This is a genomic window from Robertmurraya dakarensis (assembly GCF_900156875.1).
Classification (GTDB): domain Bacteria; phylum Bacillota; class Bacilli; order Bacillales; family Cytobacillaceae; genus Robertmurraya; species Robertmurraya dakarensis.
The window spans coordinates 1006376-1026648 of the sequence record NZ_LT707408.1 but is presented as its reverse complement, the minus strand read 5'-3'; the positions used below and the strand labels follow the sequence as shown (position 1 = coordinate 1026648).

Below are 20273 nucleotides of genomic sequence, written 5' to 3'. Positions count from 1 at the left end.
AGACTCTTTCAGCAATGATTTAATAAGCCTCAAACACTAAGAACATACAGTTTCCATTATCCCTCTTCGACCCTTTATCAAAGCAAATCAATGCAGGAAAAACTATATCTTAATTCTGAAAATAGTGATAAAATGAGTAAAAGTTAATAAAATTTTCACAATAGTTGTTGCAAGAAGGGAAGGGAAATAAATTGACAGAATTACGTAGTAATATGATCAAACAAGGATTCGATCGTGCACCACATAGAAGCTTGCTTCGTGCCGCAGGTGTGAAAGAAGAAGATTTCAATAAACCATTTATTGCTGTTGTCAATTCCTATATTGATATTGTTCCAGGACATGTACATTTACAAGAATTCGGAAAAATTGTAAAAGAAGCGATCCGCGAAGCTGGCGGTGTTCCTTTTGAAATGAACACAATCGGTGTTGATGATGGAATCGCAATGGGACATATTGGAATGCGTTACTCATTGCCTAGCCGCGAAATCATTGCAGATTCAGTTGAAACAGTTGTAGCTGCTCACTGGTTTGATGGAATGGTTTGTATTCCAAACTGTGATAAAATCACTCCTGGAATGATGATGGCTGCCATGCGTTTAAATATCCCAACGATCTTCGTTAGCGGTGGACCAATGAAAGCTGGCGTAGATGCTGCTGGTAACGCGCTTGACTTAACATCTGTATTTGAAGGCGTAGGAGCATACCAATCTGGTCAAATTGACGAAGCTAGATTAACAGAAATTGAGCAGGTAGCTTGCCCAACATGCGGATCTTGTTCTGGAATGTTCACGGCAAACTCTATGAACTGCTTAGCAGAAGGACTTGGTCTTGCACTGCCTGGAAATGGTACGATTTTGGCAGTAGCTGAAGAAAGAAAAGATTTTGTTAGAAAATCTGCAAAGCAATTAATGGAACTAATTGAAAAAGATATCAAACCTCGTGATATCGTTACAATTGATGCAATTGATAATGCATTTGCATTAGACATGGCTATGGGCGGTTCTACTAACACTGTTCTGCATACACTAGCTTTAGCAAATGAAGCTGAAATTGAATATTCATTAGAAAGAATCAATGAAGTTGCTGGCCGCGTGCCGCATCTTGCAAAAATTGCTCCTGCATCTGATTATCATATTGAAGATGTTCACAATGCGGGCGGTGTTAGTGCAATCATTAATGAACTTCTTAAAAAGCCAGGTGCGATTAACGGAGATTGCCTAACCGTTTCAGGTAAAACATTACGGGAAAATGTTGCTGGCTGCGAAATCACAGACCATAATGTTATTCGTCCGCTAGATAACCCACATTCTGAAAAAGGCGGACTGGCTGTACTATTTGGAAACTTAGCTCCAGAAGGATCGGTTATTAAAGTTGGTGCCGTAGATCCAGAAGTAGGCGGCTATCATAGAGGGCCTGCTATTTGCTTTGATTCACAAGAAGAGGCACTTTCTGGAATCATTACAGGCAAAGTTAAAGAAGGCGATGTAGTGGTAATCCGCTATGAAGGACCAAAAGGCGGACCTGGAATGCCTGAAATGCTTGCACCTACATCACAAATCGTAGGCCGCGGTTTAGGCGCTAAAGTTGGTTTAATTACAGATGGACGTTTCTCTGGTGCTTCAAGAGGAATTTCAATCGGCCATATTTCTCCAGAAGCTGCGGAAGGCGGACCAATCGCATTTGTTGAAGATGGAGATATCATTGAACTTGACTTAAATAATCGTAGTATTCAATTAGAAATTTCTGATGAAGAAATGGAAAAACGAAAAGCTAATTGGAAAGGCTTTGAACCAAAAGTGAAAAAAGGCTACTTAGCCCGTTATTCTAAGCTTGTTACAAATGCAAGTACAGGTGGAGTTATGAAAATCTAAGTTTAATCGAGTAATAAGTGTCCTGGACTTTTGTTTGGGACACTTTTTTGTCGATAAATTAACCGTTTTTCAAAATGATGGAAATATTCGCTTATTTGATGCTCTTAATATTACTTAAATGATAATGTTCTATTCGTTTAATTAAATGGTTGATGTTTACAGTGTTTGTTGCAAAGAAGAAGCACAAAATACCAAAGGAACTTGCTTCCACCCATTCTACTTATACGGAGGGATTTTATGCATACAACACAGCATGGTTTCCAACAAGCTAACCAAGCTCGACAAATTGCCCAGCAATTGATCCAACAAACTCAGCAAGGAAGCCAGCAATATCGTATGATGCTGCAAAAAGAACAGCAGAATGTCCAAATGCTTGAACAGATGCTCCAAAGAGAAAGACAAGCTGTTCAAGTGCTTGAACAAAGTCTTCATAACCATGAATTGGCCGTACAACGATGCCAAGAGGTCGTTAATATTTGTAACCAAATTCAACAAGGACTATCTCACTCCTCTGGATTTGGAACCCAAACAGCAGGAGTTTCACAGCAGCCGATGTTTGGCCAAAGCCATAGTCATAATACATTCCAGCCTACATTTCATCAATAAATCTTTAACATAAAAGGGAGGAAAAATCATGAATTTTGCCGCACACGAACTTCTTGAAACTTCTGAAGCGCTTAGAACGAAAGCAGCAGAAATCGAACAGCATGGTGCCTTTGCAAATATGTGTGACGATCAACGATTAAAATCCATCCTTGTGAAGCACCAGCAGCAGATGATGACGGCCTACCAACAAGGAATAAATTTAATGCAAGGAAAAGGAGCTATGGTGACACACCAGCATCCTAATTTCACCATGCAAAATCTTAATACTGACATGCAGCAGCAGCAAGTGACGATGTCCACACCGATGACTAATGCAAAAACATTGTCAGATCAAACAATTGCAACTCTTGCTCTAAATACACATAAGTCCGGTTCTGTTATGGGCATGCAGTGGGCAAATGAATGTGTTGATCCAAACCTTCGAATGTACCATGTGAATGGTGCCAATATGTGTCAGGAAATGGCATACGATATTTGGACATGGATGAATCAGAATGGTTATTACCAACCCCCAACTTTCAATACGCAACAAACTGCCCAAATGACAAGTATGTTCCAGCCGGCAGGCAATATGCAGCAGCAACATCCAATGCATCAAATGCCATCTACTATGAATACCTTTAACCAAGGTAATCTTCAGTAATAACAAATCAAAAGACCTTGCATGAGCTGGCAAGGTCTTTTGGTATTAGGATATCTAATGAATATCATTCTTATTATCTATATAAAGACTTCCGTCAGGCTGTACTTCCGCGAAAAAGACATCGGTTACAGAATAAACTCCGGCTTTTTCGAGTTGTTTCTCTAGCCAGCTGGAATCCAAATGCAATTTAGATAAGTTTTGAGTTATTACCTTTCCATCAGATATGACTTGTGTAGCCATTTTAAACTTCTTTGGTTGTTGATAAAAAATATTTGCATCGCTTTTTGTCAAAGCTTGTTTCTCTTCTTTTTTCATCACAGATAGCCGCCCGCTTGTCTCCAAGATAGCATAATCAACATCTGACATTGCGAATACATTTTTTTGACGAAGCATTGCTGATAGTTCATCAACATCCATACGAAGCCTACGCAATGCACCTTCCATAATTTTCCCCTCTTTTATGACCATTTCAGGTTGTCCTGTTGTAATTTTTCTTGCTACTTTTGATTTAATATCTATAATACCCATAAAAATTGTAAAAATGGACCAGCCAACTAAAGCTAAAACACCATTTTGAATGCTTAAGTTTTGATTAACCGCAAGATTTGCAGTAATCGAACCAATCGAAATCGCTGAAACCCAATTAAAAAAGGTCATTTGACTAATTTCTTTTCTGCCCATTATTCTTGCCAGCACAAACAGTACAAAAAATGCAATCGTAATTCTCATTAACAACTCGCCAGTTCCCATTTACATCCCCCATTACTTACCTATTATTATTATCCCATTTAGTTTAATCACTTTGTTTTTTTTATATTCAGCATTGAACTGATTAGATATAAATCTATTTTTGACCTATTTATAATAAAAGCCTTGTCCATAAGCAAGGTTCTTTCATAGGATATATTGACTCTAACAAAGGAGGTGATCTTATGGGTTACTCCGGAGGTGGATACGGATCTAACGGTTTCGTTCTTTTAGTAGTCCTTTTCATCCTGCTTATTATTGTAGGCAGCAGTTATGGCAATGGCGGCTACTAAGTCATTTGTAAACTACATCCTTTAAGGGTGTAGTTTACTTGTTTTTCTAAGGAATTAGCGATCGTAAAGTGCAAAAAATCAGACTATTATATCCTTGTATAATAGTCTGATACCTTCATTTATAAAAACAAGACATTAGTTATGTAAAAGGAAGCCATAAAGGCTTCCCATCTGATGGTATTACAAGAGTCACAAGGGATATGGCTTAGGATAGACTATGACAAGCTCTCCACTTTGGTTAGGGCGTTTACTCCCCTATTTTTAAAAAGGCTTTCTTTCTATAAATTAATTAAATTAAATATTAAATTACCTTATTCTATTAAAATATATTGTCAAAATATTATTAATTATGTAAAATAGATGTATTAAACAACTTTTGCTTTAAAGCATTAAAGTGATGCATCAACTTTATTGCTAAAGTAGGAAATGTATAGAAAAAATAGGGGGACTTAAAATGAAGAAGATTTTTGCTTTGCTGCTTTGCAGTGCAATGTTGTTACTTACTGCATGTGGCTCAGGAAGTCAAGAAAGCAGCAACAATGAGAGCAACAGCAATGAAAACAACAGTAAAGAAGAAGAAATTGTGAAAGTTGGAATCATCCAATTAGTTGAACATCCTTCATTAGATGCTGCAAGAGAAGGTTTCGAAGCTGCTTTAGCCGATGCAGGTTATGAAGACGGAAAGAATATGGAACTTGATTATCAAAATGCTCAAGGGGACCCGAATAATAACTTAACAATTGCTCAGAATTTAGTTGCTGACGAAAATGATGTTATCTTAGCGATTGCTACTTCTAGTGCACAGGCCGTTGTACAAGCAACGAGTGAAATCCCAGTTTTATTTACCGCAATCACAGATCCTGTTGGAGCAAGTCTTGTTGAAAGCTTAGAAAGCCCAGGCGGAAATGTAACTGGTACATCTGACACTCATCCAGACGCAATTAAAAAGACAATTGGTGCCATAAAAGAATTTTTCCCAGATGCCAAAAATGTTGGGGTTATTTATAACTCTGGAGAACCTAATGCAGTTGTTAACGTAGAAAACGCAAAAGTTGCGATGGAGGAAATTGGTCTGACACCTGTTGAAGCATCTGTTTCGACAAGTGCTGAAGTAAAACAAGCTGCTGAATCCTTACTAGATCGTATTGATGTTTTCTATATTCCAAAAGACAATACAGTCGTTGCTGGACTTGAATCAGTAATGACTGTTGCGAATGAATATGATATCCCAACATTTGTTGGTGAAGGTGATTCCGTGAAACGCGGTACATTCGCATCATATGGACTTGATTATCATGATCTTGGATACTCAACTGGAAAAATGGCTGTTGAAATTCTAAACGGTAAAAAGCCTAGTGAAATCCCAGTAGGCTTCCCAGAAAATCTTGAACTAGTAATTAATAAAAAGGCCGCTGAAGAAGAAGGAATTACCCTAACAGAAGAAATGACAAAAGATGCTGTTATAGTGGGAGAATAATGAAGGATAACATGCTGTTGTGCGTTTCAACAGCATGTTTTTTTATTAAAAGTCTAGAACGATTATTCTCCGATAAGCATGGGCGCGAACTCCTTCGTATCACCCTTAATCTCCCCAGAACGGATGCACCACTCTCTAAATGTCTCTTCTTCATATTTTTCAGCTATAAATCGTTTGATTATCTCTACCAAAAGTGGACCAGCGTCATTAAATGGGACTCTTGCTTTCCATAATTCATTAAAACCTCCATTTAATCCATGTTCTGCTCCTAAATATAGGTCAGCCGCTTCCACTGGCTTGCCATTTAGCTTTATCTTTTTTCCAATAATTCCAATTTGGCCAGTATGAGGGTTTCCACATGAATTGGGGCACCCTGAAGCATGGATGGTAAGTCCTCCTGCCGCTTTTAATACTTGATTACCAATTTTTTCATCGAGGTAATCGGCCAGCTCTTTCGCCCGTGTCTTTGTATCAATTAATGCAAACGGACAAAATGTATTTCCTGTACAAGCAATCAAACCTCGATTAAATGGACTTGGATTGATTGATAGTTCTGATAGAACAGCTTCATTCTTAAATTCTGGGATTCTGTCTTTTTTAACATTCGGAATAATAATATTCTGATCTGTCGTTAGACGCACTTCTCCATTTCCATACTCCTCTGCCATGCAGATTAACTCTCGAATTTGTGTTAAATATAACCGGCCAGTGACTACATTCATGCCGGCATACACATAGTTACGGTTATTTTGTGGATGAATTCCAATATGATCAGACTGTGGATGGGGATTTGTAAGCTCTTCCCCTCCTTTTTCTAGTTTGAAAGAAAGAATACTTTGCAATCTGTCTTTAAAAGCATCTATGCCCCACTCATCAATTAAAAATTTCAGTCTTGCCTTATTACGTTTTTCTCTATTTCCAAATTCTGAGTATAGATCTATAATACGGAGGCAGACTTCCTTCACTTGCTCTTCCTTGACAAAACTATCAAGAAACCACGACTTTTGAGTACCCCAAGGACCCAAACCACCTCCAATCCATACATGAAAACCGACAACACCATTTTTTTCTGCTGGAGTGAATGAGATATCATTAATTTCTGCATGTGTGCAGTCATCCTTACAGCCAATGATCGTGATATTGAGCTTTCTTGGAAGATTGGCATATTTCCAGTTTCCGATAAGGGCTTCATGTACTTCTTTTACGATTGCACGTGTATCGATTACTTCACTTGCACCTAGCCCTGCAACTGGACAAGTTGTTATATTTCGGATATTATCAAATCCTGTTTGCATGCTTGTAAGACCAACTTTATTTAACTTTCCTAAAGCTTCTGGAACATCCTCAAATTTGACCCATCGTAACTGAATCGACTGTCTAGTGGTAATATCAAGAAAATCCCGCCCATATTTCTCGACAATCTCTGCAAGTACTTTCAACTGACTGACTGTAAATTTGCCGTTTTCCAAAATGCCTCCAGGGACACGAACACGAATCATAAAGTACCCTGGGGTCTTTTTTCTGAGGTAAACACCATAATATTTTAAAAGTTGAGCATCATCATTTGTAATTTGCTCCCACCCTGATTTGCCATAATGTAAAATTTTACTCCAAATTTCTTCAAAACTCGTATTCGCCTTCAATTCTTCAACTTTAGTAGCCATATTAACACTCCTCACATAGCGTTTGGTCTATGACCACATCATAACAATAGTCCAATAATAACTCACTCATGTTGTAAGGTAATCTAACATAGTTTCTATGATGGTCTGCAAGTAAACAGATAACTGCCAAACTTCCTTCAATCTAAGAATTTTGAAAGTTATTTTTATAACATACTTTTTTATCAATCTAAATTCATAAAACTTTAACAAACCATGTGCATCATTAAGATTCGAAAGGAGTGTTATTGATGAACGAAGTTGGTATATTATTTGCTTTATTCGGAGGAGCCTTATCTTTTTTTTCACCATGCGTATTTCCACTTTTACCTGCCTATGTCACACATTTAACAGGTGGAAAAATAGAGAACTCTATAATAGAGGTAAAACGGAGAACTCTTTATGTTAGATCTATTGGATTTATTATTGGTTTTAGCATTATTTTTATAGTTTTAGGGGCATCTGCAAGTTTTATTGGGACATTATTGATGAGTTATCGAGTATTAATCATGCAAATTGCAGGGTTATTAATCATTATTTTTGGCCTTCAAATGGCAGGATTGTTAAAATTTAAGTATCTAATGAAGGAAAAAAGAATTCAGACTGGGACTCAACCGAAAAGTATCTTTAGTTCCATACTGCTGGGAATGGCATTTGCTGCCGGATGGTCTCCTTGCGTGGGACTGGCTTTATCGTCCATCCTATTACTAGCAAGCTCTTCAGATACTTTGAATCAAGGAATTTTATTACTTGGTGCATATTCACTTGGAATGGCTATCCCCTTTCTAATCATCTCAATCATTATTTCTTACTCACTAAATGCAATAAAGAAAATTAATAAATACTTATCAAAGCTGGCATTTGTTAATGGAATGATAATGGTTTTACTAGGTTTCCTTGTATTAAGCGGACAAATGCAGAAAATTAGTGCCTGGCTGTCTGCTTATAGTTTATTTTAAACCGGTAGTTGGGAGGTTATTAAATCTATGCAAAAAAACCTGATTGGTAAATCAGTATTGATAGTTGAAGATGATCCGAAGATCCGTGAACTTGTAAAAATTTATTTAATAAAAGAAGGTTATGAAGCGATCGAAGCAGTAGATGGCATTGAAGCGAAAGAAAAAATACAGCAGTTAGATCCTTGTATATTAATACTGGATCTTATGCTTCCAGGGATTAAGGGTGAAGAAATTTGCAGATGGGTTCGTGAAGATTTAAAAAGCATGGTACCAATCATTATGCTTACTGCAAAAGTATCCGAAAAAGATCGAATTAAAGGATTCAAACTAGGTGCTGATGATTACGTTGTCAAACCATTTAGTCCTGCAGAGCTCATGGTGAGAATTGAAGCGGTATTAAGGAGAACGGCGAGCAGATGCGGAAAACTAAGCTTTACCGGCTTAACCATTAAACCAACAAAGGGAGAAGCTTGGATTAACGGAGAACAACTCCACTTAACGTATTCTGAGTATAAGCTTCTTCATACATTTATGCAGCATCCAGAACAAGTATTATCAAGAGAACAAATACTAGACTTTATTTACGATCATAATCAAAAGACAGTTACAGACCGTACAATTGATGTCCATATTAAAAATTTACGGGAAAAGATTAGAGAAAAAACACCTAAAGATTATATACAAACGGTTAGAGGAATGGGGTATAAATTTGTGGCTCATTAAAAGACTGTCTAATTTACTGTCAAAGCTCGTTGCCTTGAATAGTCTTGTAATTCTACTCGTCATTATGCTTGCAGCATTTTCCGTTACTCAGTACGCCTGCTTCTTAGTCAACTCCGAAGCAATTGTGGGGCAGCAATTAGTTGATACACTGAATGGATTTCTTTTAAAAGTCAGCATTCTAGCCTTTATTATCGCAGGACTATTTCACTATTTTACAGTAAAGAGAATCGTGGAACCAATCAAACATCTATCAAAAGCCTCTAAGGATATTCAGGAAGGTAAAATTCCTTCCAACATCAGCATGACTTCATCCGGAGAGATATTAGAGTTAATTGAGAACTTCAATTCTATGTCCGAAACACTCATGGCTGCTCAAGAACAACGTAATAATATGCTTCGAGACATTGCGCATGAGCTTCGTACGCCATTGACCAATATGAATGGTTATCTTGAAGCACTTAAGAATAATGTTATAGAGGGGAACGCTGATTTATTTGGATCGCTTCTTGAGGAATCTCGCCGCATAACAAGAATTGTTGAACTGTTAACTGAATTAAATTCATGGGAAAAAGGGAATTATTTTTCAGATAAACAATTCAATATTATTAAAATTGATCGCGTTTTAAAAGACACCATTACGTCCTTTCAATTAAAGATGCAAGAGAAGTTCCAAAATATATCTATTCATATAGACGAGGCAGCAATAGTAGGAAACAGCGATGGACTCATACAAGCCTTTTCCAATATCCTGCAAAACATCCTAGATTATAATACTGGAGATGAACTGGAAATTTTGGCAGTGAAAAAAGATAAAACATGCAGGATTACCTTTTCTCATACTGGTCAGTTTATTAATCATGAAAAAAAAGATCTTATCTTCGAACGATTTTACCGTCTGGAGGAATCACGAAGCACTAAATCTCATGGAGCAGGACTAGGCCTGGCAATTGCCAAGAGCATCATTCTAGCACACGAAGGGAATGTTGAGTTAGAAACAGACGGTACACACCATAAATTTAAAATAGAGTTCCCACTCAAAGAAAAATATGAATATCGGACGCTTGAAAAAGAAGATTCTTAATCAGTTCTTAACAAAACAGCTTCATAATTGCTCTTGAGGAGGTGCAGCTATGAAATTTATAATCGAAAATGAAAAACTAATTGGAAATCTAGAATTCGGAGCTCTTGACATATCACCAAACGCACAGGTTGGTTATCGTCCATTCGAACTTTTTGTATCTTCACTAACAGGGTGCAGCGGCACACTGCTTAGGGATATTCTAGTAAAAAAGAGACAGCCTTACGATAAGATTGAAATGGAAGTTTCCTCTATACGGAATCCAGATCAGGCAAACCGAATTGAGCAAATTTCAATAAATGCTCTTGTTTATACTGAGAAGCCATTATCAGCAGACCAAAACGATAAGATTTCAAAGCTAGTCGTTAAGAATTGCGGAATGATACAATCTGTCATTAATTGCATTGAAATCGTCTTTACTATTAAGTCAACGGAAACAACTGGTGATGAGTAGTGACATATTTTGAAATAGGCAACTTAACAATTCCCTCTATTTGGCTTGCAGCTGTTATAAGCCTTTTCATAGGATCACTATTCAAAAGACTTTATACAAGAGAGAAAGTTGGCGAATGGTACTGGAATGGTTTTTTTCTCTACTTTCTAGTATGGAAGCTGAGCTATGTTCTGTTTAATTTCAAAATCTTCTTAAATATGCCACTTTCCATCGTTTATTTCAATGGAGGAACAACAGGACACATTCTTGCTTTAGCATCGCTTTCTTTCTACATTCTTTTTATGGCAGGGATAAAGCATCCTTCTATTTATAGTGAAGGAGTACCGGTTTTCCTTTTTTATTTTATTTCCTATGAAGTGGTTATCAGTCTATTGGAGCAAAACTACATGGAAGCACTTGTACATTTCGTTTTACTGGCAAGCTGCTGTGCTTTATTTAACCATTTTAAAAATAAAAATTCGCCTATATCAAAACAAATTTTCATCTTGATATTCCTATTGGAATTATTGATCTTTAGTTTTTTCCAATCCTTTCTCACATTAGAAACGTTGACCTTTACTTGGATAGCTGTTACTATGCTTATTCTTTATATGAATCCCAAAAGGAGAGATAACTGTCATGAATAAAAATCTTTTATCTATCGCAATTATTATCTTGGCAGTTGCCATTGTAGTTGTTAATTTTATGAATTCATCTAAATCGGATGTTAACAAGGAAGCAGCTGTTGATGAAAATGAAGTTAGTTCATTTGAAGACGCTCCTGGAATTGACCTTAGCTCAGTAAAAGAAGGAAATCCTGCACCTGACTTTGAATTAACTACATTAGAAGGTGAAACAGTAAGATTATCTGACTATCAAGGTAAAAAAGTTATTTTGAATTTCTGGGCAACTTGGTGTCCTCCTTGTAAGGCTGAAATGCCTCATATGCAAAACTTCTATGAAGAAAACAAGGATAAAGGAATTGAAATATTGGCAGTGAATCTAACTAACATGGACAATGGATCTGAAGCGATTGAAAGCTTTGTTAAAGATTACGGACTAACCTTTCCAATACCGTTAGATCAGGATGGAGAAATAGGTGCTGCGTATCAGGCTTTCACGATCCCTACAAGTTATATATTAGATACTAAGGGAATCATTACCAAGAAAATTGTCGGACCTATGGATGAGAACATGATGGAGAGTTTGACAAAAGATATTAACTAAACAATAAGAGACAAAGAAAAAGCCACGTTTCAACTCGACTTTTTCTTTGTCTCTTAAATTTACTTTTTGACTAGCTCTATATTCTATTAAATAAATAGGTTTACATTTCCGTCTTCAGCATCAGCCAAATATGCTGCAACACCTGCTAATTCGATATTATCTAGTAGTTCTTCCTGTTGAAGTCCTAACAAGTCCATAGTCATTGTACAAGCTACTAACTTAACATCTTGTTCTTGCGCCATCTCAATTAATTGAGGTAACGGCAGAGCATTATGCTTCTTCATAACATCTTTAATCAGCTTAGGGCCGATTCCAGCAAAGTGCATCTTTGAAAGCCCCATTTTATCTGCACCTCTTGGCATCATTTTCCCAAACATTTTTTCCATAAATCCTTTTTTCACAGGAATATTTTCTTCTTTACGTAATGCATTCAAGCCCCAAAAAGTATGGAAAATGGTTACTTCATGATCATAAGCAGCTGCTCCATTTGCAATAATATAAGCCGCCATTGCTTTATCATAATCTCCACTAAATAATACGATCGTTGTCTTTTTCTTCTCTGACATAATATCCTCCTTAAGTGTATATGTTTTATATTTTAAATTACCTTAATGGGTATTTTATTTCGTAAAAAAATACTGCTACCCCTATTGGTATATTAATGATAGATTACAAGATTGTCAACCTATATCTCTTCAAACAAAGGTTTATTTACTGCAATCACAAACCGTTAATGAATAACCTACTACTACAAAACCTTTTTTTCTCAATAAGCGAATACTGATGTTTTTTTCTAAATGATTTGATGCTACCACAAAAATCTTCGAATGGTTTATTTCATGATAATGTCTTTTAATATAGGCAATAGGTATGTTGATGCCGTTCAGTATCTGGTCTTGGTACGATTCATTGTAATCTCTTACATCGACAATTTTAAATGTCTCATTTAGGTTGCATAATTCTCTACATTTAACACCTGCAACAGGGATATATCTAATAAAAATCAGCCCCAAAAATATAAGTAATAATCCCAAAATTAATATTGTCATTTCATTTACCTCATTCCAATAAAGTTCCTGCAAACAATATATTATACCCCTATTGGTATTATGTCAATTTTATAAATAATGGTAAAAGATGTTCTCCTTCTGGCTGAAGTAATTTAGATCGCAAAGGTTATGGACACCATGCGATTTCCAAAGTTTAAGAGAAATTTAAGAAAGCATGACTCCCTCTACAGAAGTCATGCCCTGCTAACTAATTATTTAAGTTATTTCTTCTTAATCCAAAATTTAATTAATGTTCCATCTTGTTCTGTTTTTAAAATGGAATGCCCTGCATTTCTTGCCCAAGCTGGAAGGTCTTTTAAAGCCCCTCTGTCTGTCACATGCAGTTCAATGACTTGATCGCTTTCTAATGTATCGATTCCCTTCTTAAGCTTAACAATCGGCATCGGACATGTTAGCCCTGTTACATCCACAACTGAATCGACCTTGAAAGGATTATTATTTTCCACAACCGCTTCACCTAAGTCATTTGTAGTTGTTTTTACCTCTTGGGTGATATTGCTGCCGAAAACAGATGAATAGGTTTTCCAACCACCGTCAACATTTTTCACTTGGAAACCGTTATTTTTTAGAATTCGGCTCGCTAAATATCCACGTAATCCGACTTGACAGCTAACATAAATAGTCTGATCTTTTGGCAGTCTATCTAAATTTTCTCTTAGTGAATTTAAAGAGATGTTTTCTGATCCTTTAATAAAACCAAATTCACGTTCCATCGGTTCACGGACATCAATTAGAAGCCCTCCATTAGCAATGATTTCATCAATTTCATGCCATTGAACTTGTTCTAGTTCACCTTCCATAATATTTGTTGCCACATAACCTGCCATATTTACCGGATCTTTAGCTGATGAGAATGGCGGTGCATACGAAAGCTCTAAATTTGTTAAATCCTCAACTGTTAATCCTCCTTTAATCGCAGTAGCAATGACGTCAATACGTTTATCGACTCCATCCATCCCAACTGCCTGCGCACCGAAGATTTTTCCTGTTTCTTTATCGAATACTAATTTAAGTGCAATTGGTGCTGCTCCAGGATAGTAGCCAGCATGAGAACTTGGGTGAATATGAACGACCTCATATTCAACACCTAACTGTTTTAATGTTTTTTCATTGTTTCCAGTTGCTGCTACAGTGAAGTCAAAAACCTTCGCAATGGATGTTCCAAGTGTACCTTGATACTTTTCTTCTCTACCCATGATATTATTGGCAGCAATACGGCCTTGACGGTTAGCAGGACCTGCTAGAGGTATCATTGCTTTTGTACCGCTCATATAGTCCACAACCTCTACTGCGTCCCCTACTGCATAGATGTCTGGATTGGATGTTTGAAGATATTCATTAACAATAATCCCGCCGCGTTCCCCTAAATCAAGACCCGCGTTTTTCGCTAACTCGTTCTCTGGTCTTACTCCAATAGAAAGGATCGTCATATCTGTGTCAATTTCAGATCCATCAGCTAAAATGATTTTTTTTCCTTCATTTGTAAATGATGCAACACCATTTTTTAGAATTAAGTCCACACCTTTTTCTTTTAAATGAGAGTGAAGAATGCTTGCCATTTCAAAATCAATTGGAGCCATAATTTGATTTGCCATTTCGATAATAGTTACTTTGATGCCGCGGTCAACTAAGTTTTCAGCCATCTCTATTCCAATAAAACCGCCTCCAACCACAACGGCTTTTTCTGGTTGTTCTTGGTCAACATAGTTTTTAATTTTATCTGTATCTGGAATATTTCTCAGCGTAAATAATGTATTATTTTCCTTTAACCCTGGAATTGGCGGTACGATCGGTCTTGCTCCAGGTGATAATAATAATTTGTCATAATTTTCTTCATATACTTCGTCAGTTTTTAAGTTCTTGATTTTAACTTTTTTATTTTCTGGATCTATGCTTGTTACTTCACTTAAGTTACGGATATCTAAATTAAAACGATCTGACATACCTTCAACAGTCTGTACAAGTAACTTGCTGCGATCCTTAATTGTTTCACCAATATAGTAAGGAAGACCACAGTTGGCAAAAGAGATATGTTCTCCTCTTTCAACCATAATAATCTCTACATCTTCACTAATTCTTCTAAGTCTAGCTGCCGCTGTTGCTCCTCCTGCTACTCCACCGACAATAATCACTTTGTTTGCCATGGTATCCCTCCATAATTTATATATTTAATAGTAAATGAGTTTTTCTAGTATTAACCTAGTTCCTAGAACGTTCTTCGTTATAGGTTATATGGTATTTCACATACCTATAAGGGTATTATATAACATAGAGATCTATTGTAAATACTTTTGTATAGTTTTTCACATTTTCTTCACATATGAGATTACTCAAAAATAAAAGTAGAATTTTAAGATTGTAGAAATTGGAGGGGATGTATTAAGTAAGGAACAAGATTAAGGCAAGTCCCTCTCACTGAAGTAAAATATTGAGAGCAATACTCGGGAGGGAACCCATCCTTATTTGGTTTCTTTAGCGGGGTGATCATTCCAGATAGGAGGTCTTTTTTCAAAGAAAGATCGGATGCCTTCTACTGCATCAGGGTGTTTACTATTTCTTACAATGACCTCGGTTGAATATTGAAGTGCTTGAAAGTCTTCCATATTAAGCTGTTGATAAAATTGTCTCTTACCAATTTCAATAATATTTAAGCTTTGTTTCGCAACATCTCCCGCCAATTTATCCGTTTCTTCATCTAATACAGCTGCAGGGACGACCTTATTTACAAGTCCATGCTCCAGTGCCTCTTGAGCAGACATTAAATTGCCCGTAAATAATAATTCAACAGCCTTTTTCCTGCCAATATTACGGCTTAAAAAAACAGCCGGTGTACTGCAAAATAACCCGCTATTAATACCAGGGGTTCCAAACCTTGCTTCTTCACTTGCTACTGCCATATCAGAAGCAGCTACTAATTGACAGCCTGCAGCGACCGCTACTCCCTCTGCTTTTGAAATGATCAATTGAGGAATTTCTCTCATCGTCTTCATCACTTGTTGGCAGGTTTGAAAAATGACAAATACATCATCTTCTGTATTATTTTCTATTTCACGTAAACTATGGCCGGCACAAAAAGCCTTCTTTGCCCCTTCAATAATAACAACCTTGCATTCTCTCTTTTTACCAATTTCTTTTAAAACTTGTTCTAATTCTTGAAGAAGCTTTAATGATAAGGAATTAAATTCTTTCGGATTTTCTAGCGTAATATAGGCGATAGTTTCATTTTGACGTATTGATAAAAACTCCATGATTTCACTCCTCATAAATAATATTAATCCCGTACATAGTATATTCGGCAGCTGCCGTGATTTACCTTCCATTTTAAATGGTTATCATCTTATGAAAAAGACCCTGTTCCAGCTTTACTACAGCTGGAACAGGGTCAATCTTTGATTACTTCACTTTCCTATACAGCTTCTGACCTGGAGCGATCATTTCATAGCAATCTTCTTTGTTGGTGTAGTCGATGGTTTCCGTCTCCCCTAGACCAAGTATTCCAAACATCCCTAAACTTTCGTAAAAAAGGTCTTGGACCTTTCGTTGTAATGACTTATTAAAATAAATTAAAACATTTCTGCAAAAAATCACATGAAATTCATTAAAAGACGAATCTGTAACAAGATTATGCTGAGCAAAGATCACATTCTTAGTTAGGTAGGAGTGGAATTTCACTCCATTGTCTTTAGCGATATAATAATCTGAAAATGCATTTTTCCCGCCTGATCTAATGTAGTTATTCGTATATTTCCTCATATTTTCTAATGAATAAACTCCTGCTTTAGCGGTTTTCAACACATCAGGATTAATATCAGTTGCATAGATTTTCGTCTTCTCATAAACACCTTCTTCATGCAGGAGGATGGCCATTGAATAGACCTCCTCACCTGTTGCGCATCCCGCATGCCATATTCGGACTGATGGATATGTTCGCAGTATCGGGACAACATTCTCTCTAAAATGATGAAAAAACGTTGGATTACGAAACATTTCTGTTACATTTATCGAGAAATCGGACACCAGCCTTTTCAAGCATGCTGGATCATGAAGAATTTTTTCTAAAAGGCCCGTTATAGAAGTTAAATTCTCTGCATGAACTCGATGCCATATTCTTCGTTTTAATGAGCTATAAGCATAGTTTCTAAAATCATATCCGCACCAAGAATATAAGCCCTGTAAAAGCAGTTCTATTTCAATTTTCTCTAAGTCTTCATTATGATTCATACTTTACTTCAAACCGCTTTCTTGTGAAAATAACCAAACTCTAATCAGGGAAATCAGTTTATCCGTGTCAATTGGTTTCATTATATAATCAGACGCACCAGCTTCTATACATTTTTCCCGATCTTCTTTCATTGCCTTTGCTGTCAATGCAATTACTGGGAGATGTAAGAACTCCGGCACAGCTCTAATTCTTTGAATTGTTTCATAACCATCCATTTCTGGCATCATGATATCCATCAGAATTAAATCAAATTCAGAATCAACTTTTAGTATTTCTAAGCATTCCACACCATTTTCTGCGAATGTAATTCTTAATCCGTATAATTCAAGTATGCTGGATAATGCATATACATTGCGAACATCATCATCAACAAGCAGAATCTTTTTGCCCTCAAGCGCAGGATCAATACTAATCTCATCGACTTCACATTCTCTCTCTTTTGCCTCTTCACTGCCTGAGTTCAAATAGATAGCAAGTTCATCCTTCAAACGCTGAGGGGAGTGCACATCCTTAATAATAATACTGTGCGCGTACTTATTAAGGTACATCTCCTCCTTGGACGACAATTCCCGCCCAGTGTAAATAAATACCTTCACTTCATCGTATTCTGATTTAGATTTAATCTTTTCCAATAAAGCAAAGCCAGATGTATCACTTAATCCTAAATCCAGGACAATACAGTCAAATTGATCTACTTTAAGCTCTTCAATGGCTTCTGTTCCAGTTGAAACAGCTTTAATAATAACGTTCCGGTCCCCAATGAACTCCATCAAACTATTTCGCTGAACTTGATCATCATCAACAATCAATAGTCTTTTAATATCATGACTAGTTTGTAAAGGGGCTGTCTCAATAGGTTGTTCTGCCAGAGTAACCGGGGATTGCTCATCCACTTTTTCAATTGCTGCGGCCGCTTCTTCAACAGAAAACAGCGACTTTTCATTGATTTCCTTCTCATTATAGTCACTTACAGAGAAGGTAAAGGTGCTCCCTATCCCTAATTCACTATCAACGGTAACATCTCCGCCCAAACGATCGGCAATTTCACGGCAAATCGATAACCCTAAACCAGTTCCGCCAAATTTTCGGCTTGTCGTTCCATCAGCTTGCTGAAACGCTTGGAAAATTAGTTCTTGCTTGTCCTTCGGTATGCCTACCCCTGTATCTTTGACAGAAAACAAGAATTCGTTACGATCATCATTCTGTATACAATCAATAGCAAGCGTCACTTTCCCTTTAAGTGTGAATTTAAAGGCGTTTGATAGCAGATTTTTTAGAACCTGCTGTAATTTTTGCTGATCACTGAAAATAAATCGCGGAAGTTTTTCTCCTAGTAGAATATCGAATTGTAAACCCTTATCAATAGCTAACGGTCTAAAGGTTGCTTCAACAAATTCTGCTAAATCTTCAATATAGACCTCGCTGGGATTCACATCAACTTTACCGGATTCGATTTTGGCTAAGTCAAGAATGTCATTGATTAACGTTAATAAATCATTCCCAGAGGAGTAGATCGTTTTAGCATATTGTACTTGCTTTTCAGTCAAATTCCCGCCTTGATTATCTCCGAGTAATTTAGACAGCAGCAATAAACTATTTAAAGGAGTTCGAAGTTCATGTGACATATTTGCTAGAAACTCAGACTTATATTTAGAGCTTAATGCAAGTTGTTTTGCTTTCTCTTCTAATTCCGTTTGATACATTTCCATTTCTTTATTACTTAACTCAATCATCTTGTTTCGTTCTTCTAATCGAACAGCCTTTTCCTTCAATTCACTATTGGTCTGCTCTAGTTCTTCCTGCTGGAGTTGGAGCTTTTCTTCTGATTGGCGAAGGGACTGAGTTTGCTCCTCAAGCTCTTCATTGGTAATCCGCAATTCCTCTTGCTGTGATTGTAACTCCTCGGACTGTGCTTGTATTTCCTCCATCAACATTTGAGATTCTTCTAATGCCTTAGCTAATTGAATTCTTCTCATAAGACCATCGATAATAATCCCCAGGCCTGCAATTGTTTCTTCTAAAAAGGTTTGCTGTGTTGACGTAAAGGGTTTAAAAGAAGCCAATTCGACCACAGCATTTACATTTCCTTCAAAAATGACTGGCAGCACATAAAGATTCAACGGAGGCGCTTCTCCTAACCCTGATTTCACAACAACATAATCTGCGGGAACATTCGTTAAGATAATCGGTGTTTTTTCTAACACAACTTGCCCAACAAGACCTTCTCCCTCAGCGAATGTATTAGAAAGATGCTTTCTTTCCTTGAAAGCATAAGAAGCAAGCAGCTTATATTTTAGGTCATCATCTTCTTTCTCCCCGTCTTTTATATAAAAGACAGCTTGACTTGCCTCGGTCAACGGTACTATTTTTGTTAAAAACGTTCGGGCCAATGTTTCAAGATCATGCATACCGGTTAAACTCGTTGTAATTTCTGCAATATTCGTCTTAACCCAAGTAAGATCTTGTTCTTTTCTGGTCTGTTTATCAAGTGATTCAACCATTTTATTAAAAGAAGCAGCCACCTCATCTATCTCATCATTTGCGACGACTTCCACCTTTGTATTTAGATCTCCGTTTCCATTTGCTACCTTGTTCATAACACTTGAAACATGATTCAGCCGTCTCGCAAGCTGCCAGACACTGCGAAATACTAGACCAATCACGACTAAAAGTCCCGCTAACGTAATGATGCTCCCTGTAATAATTTGCTGCCTATAATCCATTAAGAAACTTTGAAAGGACGAATTCATATTCTCTTCAAAAGTATCGGTCAAATCATTAATGACTTGTAAAAACTCATTATGAATCGCACGTCCATCATTAATCATTAATACAATGGCTTCTTCCCGATCACCGCTGGAAATTAGGTTCACAACCTGATCACTATAAACAGTAAAATCTTGATTAATATTCTTTAAATTCCCTATCAATTCTTCATGCTCCGTCGTTTTCACCTTTGTCTCAAACAGTGAAATACTTTGCCGGACATTCTCACTCTGCTGTTCTAACAATAGTAATTCCTTTTCAACAGCTTCTTGGTCAGTAAGAATGACGATATCCCTTAAAGTAATCGCCATATTCTTAATTTCTCTATGAATTTGACTCGCTAAAAATGATGATTCGTAGTTTGATTGTGCCGTTTCACTCATTTTTTGAAGGCCTGAAATTTGAAACCAGCTTGTACATATCAAAAGAAAAATTAGCAGAGGCAAAGTACTTAAGACCATTAATAACTTTGTTTTAATTTTCATATGGAGCTCCTT

Annotated in this window: 19 protein-coding genes; 11 read left to right on the top strand and 8 right to left on the bottom strand. The window is 36.7% G+C overall.

Going from position 1 to position 20273, the window contains the following annotated elements:
- The first annotated feature begins 191 nt into the window (after positions 1-191).
- The 3 genes from ilvD (at position 192) to CZ487_RS06160 (ending at position 3120) form a co-directional block, all read left to right on the top strand.
- Positions 192-1871: a dihydroxy-acid dehydratase gene (ilvD, locus tag CZ487_RS06170; protein ID WP_161949601.1), complete on the top strand. Its 1680-nt coding sequence runs from the start codon at positions 192-194 to the stop codon at positions 1869-1871.
- 237 nt (positions 1872-2108) lie between these two features.
- Positions 2109-2477: a hypothetical protein gene (locus CZ487_RS06165; RefSeq protein WP_077211252.1), complete on the top strand. Its 369-nt coding sequence runs from the start codon at positions 2109-2111 to the stop codon at positions 2475-2477.
- 28 nt (positions 2478-2505) lie between these two features.
- Positions 2506-3120: a spore coat protein gene (locus CZ487_RS06160; RefSeq protein WP_077211251.1), complete on the top strand. Its 615-nt coding sequence runs from the start codon at positions 2506-2508 to the stop codon at positions 3118-3120.
- A gap of 54 nt (positions 3121-3174) precedes the next feature.
- Here the strand turns inward: CZ487_RS06160 and CZ487_RS06155 are convergent, their stop codons facing one another.
- Positions 3175-3870 (bottom strand): YetF domain-containing protein, encoded by a 696-nt coding sequence (locus CZ487_RS06155; RefSeq protein ID WP_077211250.1) that lies wholly within the window; start codon positions 3868-3870, stop codon positions 3175-3177.
- 182 nt (positions 3871-4052) lie between these two features.
- Between CZ487_RS06155 and CZ487_RS06150 the strand changes: the two genes are divergently transcribed.
- Both CZ487_RS06150 and CZ487_RS06145 read left to right on the top strand, forming a co-directional pair.
- Positions 4053-4160, top strand: a complete 108-nt coding sequence (locus CZ487_RS06150) for a YjcZ family sporulation protein (protein ID WP_077211249.1) — start codon at positions 4053-4055, stop codon at positions 4158-4160.
- 454 nt (positions 4161-4614) lie between these two features.
- On the top strand, positions 4615-5637 hold the full coding sequence (locus CZ487_RS06145) for an ABC transporter substrate-binding protein (protein WP_077211248.1): 1023 nt from the start codon (positions 4615-4617) through the stop codon (positions 5635-5637).
- Positions 5638-5699: 62 nt separating this feature from the next.
- Here CZ487_RS06145 and CZ487_RS06140 read toward each other — a convergent pair whose 3' ends face one another.
- Entirely contained in the window at positions 5700-7301 is a 1602-nt protein-coding gene (locus tag CZ487_RS06140; protein ID WP_077211247.1) for a hypothetical protein, read from the bottom strand.
- 248 nt (positions 7302-7549) lie between these two features.
- Here CZ487_RS06140 and CZ487_RS06135 point away from each other — a divergent pair, with 248 nt between their 5' ends.
- From CZ487_RS06135 to CZ487_RS06110, 6 genes are read left to right on the top strand one after another with little or no spacing between them, the layout of a single operon-like run.
- Entirely contained in the window at positions 7550-8257 is a 708-nt protein-coding gene (locus tag CZ487_RS06135; RefSeq protein ID WP_077211246.1) for a cytochrome c biogenesis CcdA family protein, read from the top strand.
- 27 nt (positions 8258-8284) lie between these two features.
- The gene (locus CZ487_RS06130) at positions 8285-8980 is read left to right on the top strand and encodes a response regulator (protein WP_077211245.1); all 696 of its coding nucleotides are present in this window, start codon (positions 8285-8287) and stop codon (positions 8978-8980) included.
- A complete protein-coding gene (locus CZ487_RS06125; RefSeq protein WP_077211244.1) occupies positions 8967-10061 on the top strand; it encodes a sensor histidine kinase in 1095 nt (364 codons plus the stop codon). The genes CZ487_RS06130 and CZ487_RS06125 overlap by 14 nt, the downstream gene beginning before the upstream one ends.
- A gap of 49 nt (positions 10062-10110) precedes the next feature.
- Positions 10111-10512 (top strand): OsmC family protein, encoded by a 402-nt coding sequence (locus CZ487_RS06120; protein ID WP_077211243.1) that lies wholly within the window; start codon positions 10111-10113, stop codon positions 10510-10512.
- Positions 10512-11138 carry a hypothetical protein gene (locus CZ487_RS06115; RefSeq protein WP_077211242.1) on the top strand — a complete coding sequence of 209 codons (627 nt, stop codon included), beginning with the start codon at positions 10512-10514 and terminating at the stop codon, positions 11136-11138. The genes CZ487_RS06120 and CZ487_RS06115 overlap by 1 nt, the downstream gene beginning before the upstream one ends.
- Positions 11131-11718 carry a redoxin domain-containing protein gene (locus CZ487_RS06110; RefSeq protein ID WP_077211241.1) on the top strand — a complete coding sequence of 196 codons (588 nt, stop codon included), beginning with the start codon at positions 11131-11133 and terminating at the stop codon, positions 11716-11718. The genes CZ487_RS06115 and CZ487_RS06110 overlap by 8 nt, the downstream gene beginning before the upstream one ends.
- An 86-nt stretch (positions 11719-11804) precedes the next feature.
- Here the strand turns inward: CZ487_RS06110 and CZ487_RS06105 are convergent, their stop codons facing one another.
- From CZ487_RS06105 to CZ487_RS06080, 6 genes are all read right to left on the bottom strand, one after another.
- A complete protein-coding gene (locus tag CZ487_RS06105) occupies positions 11805-12284 on the bottom strand; it encodes a DsrE/DsrF/DrsH-like family protein (protein ID WP_077211240.1) in 480 nt (159 codons plus the stop codon).
- 141 nt (positions 12285-12425) lie between these two features.
- Positions 12426-12767 (bottom strand): rhodanese-like domain-containing protein, encoded by a 342-nt coding sequence (locus CZ487_RS06100; protein WP_077211883.1) that lies wholly within the window; start codon positions 12765-12767, stop codon positions 12426-12428.
- A 221-nt stretch (positions 12768-12988) separates the two neighbouring features.
- Positions 12989-14932, bottom strand: coding sequence for a CoA-disulfide reductase (locus tag CZ487_RS06095; RefSeq protein ID WP_077211239.1), 1944 nt, complete (start codon positions 14930-14932; stop codon positions 12989-12991).
- A gap of 315 nt (positions 14933-15247) precedes the next feature.
- Positions 15248-16036 carry an enoyl-CoA hydratase-related protein gene (locus tag CZ487_RS06090; RefSeq protein WP_077211238.1) on the bottom strand — a complete coding sequence of 263 codons (789 nt, stop codon included), beginning with the start codon at positions 16034-16036 and terminating at the stop codon, positions 15248-15250.
- A 145-nt stretch (positions 16037-16181) separates the two neighbouring features.
- Positions 16182-17009 (bottom strand): CheR family methyltransferase, encoded by an 828-nt coding sequence (locus CZ487_RS06085; RefSeq protein WP_077211237.1) that lies wholly within the window; start codon positions 17007-17009, stop codon positions 16182-16184.
- 3 nt (positions 17010-17012) lie between these two features.
- A complete protein-coding gene (locus CZ487_RS06080) occupies positions 17013-20261 on the bottom strand; it encodes a response regulator (RefSeq protein ID WP_077211236.1) in 3249 nt (1082 codons plus the stop codon).
- Positions 20262-20273: the final 12 nt, after the last annotated feature.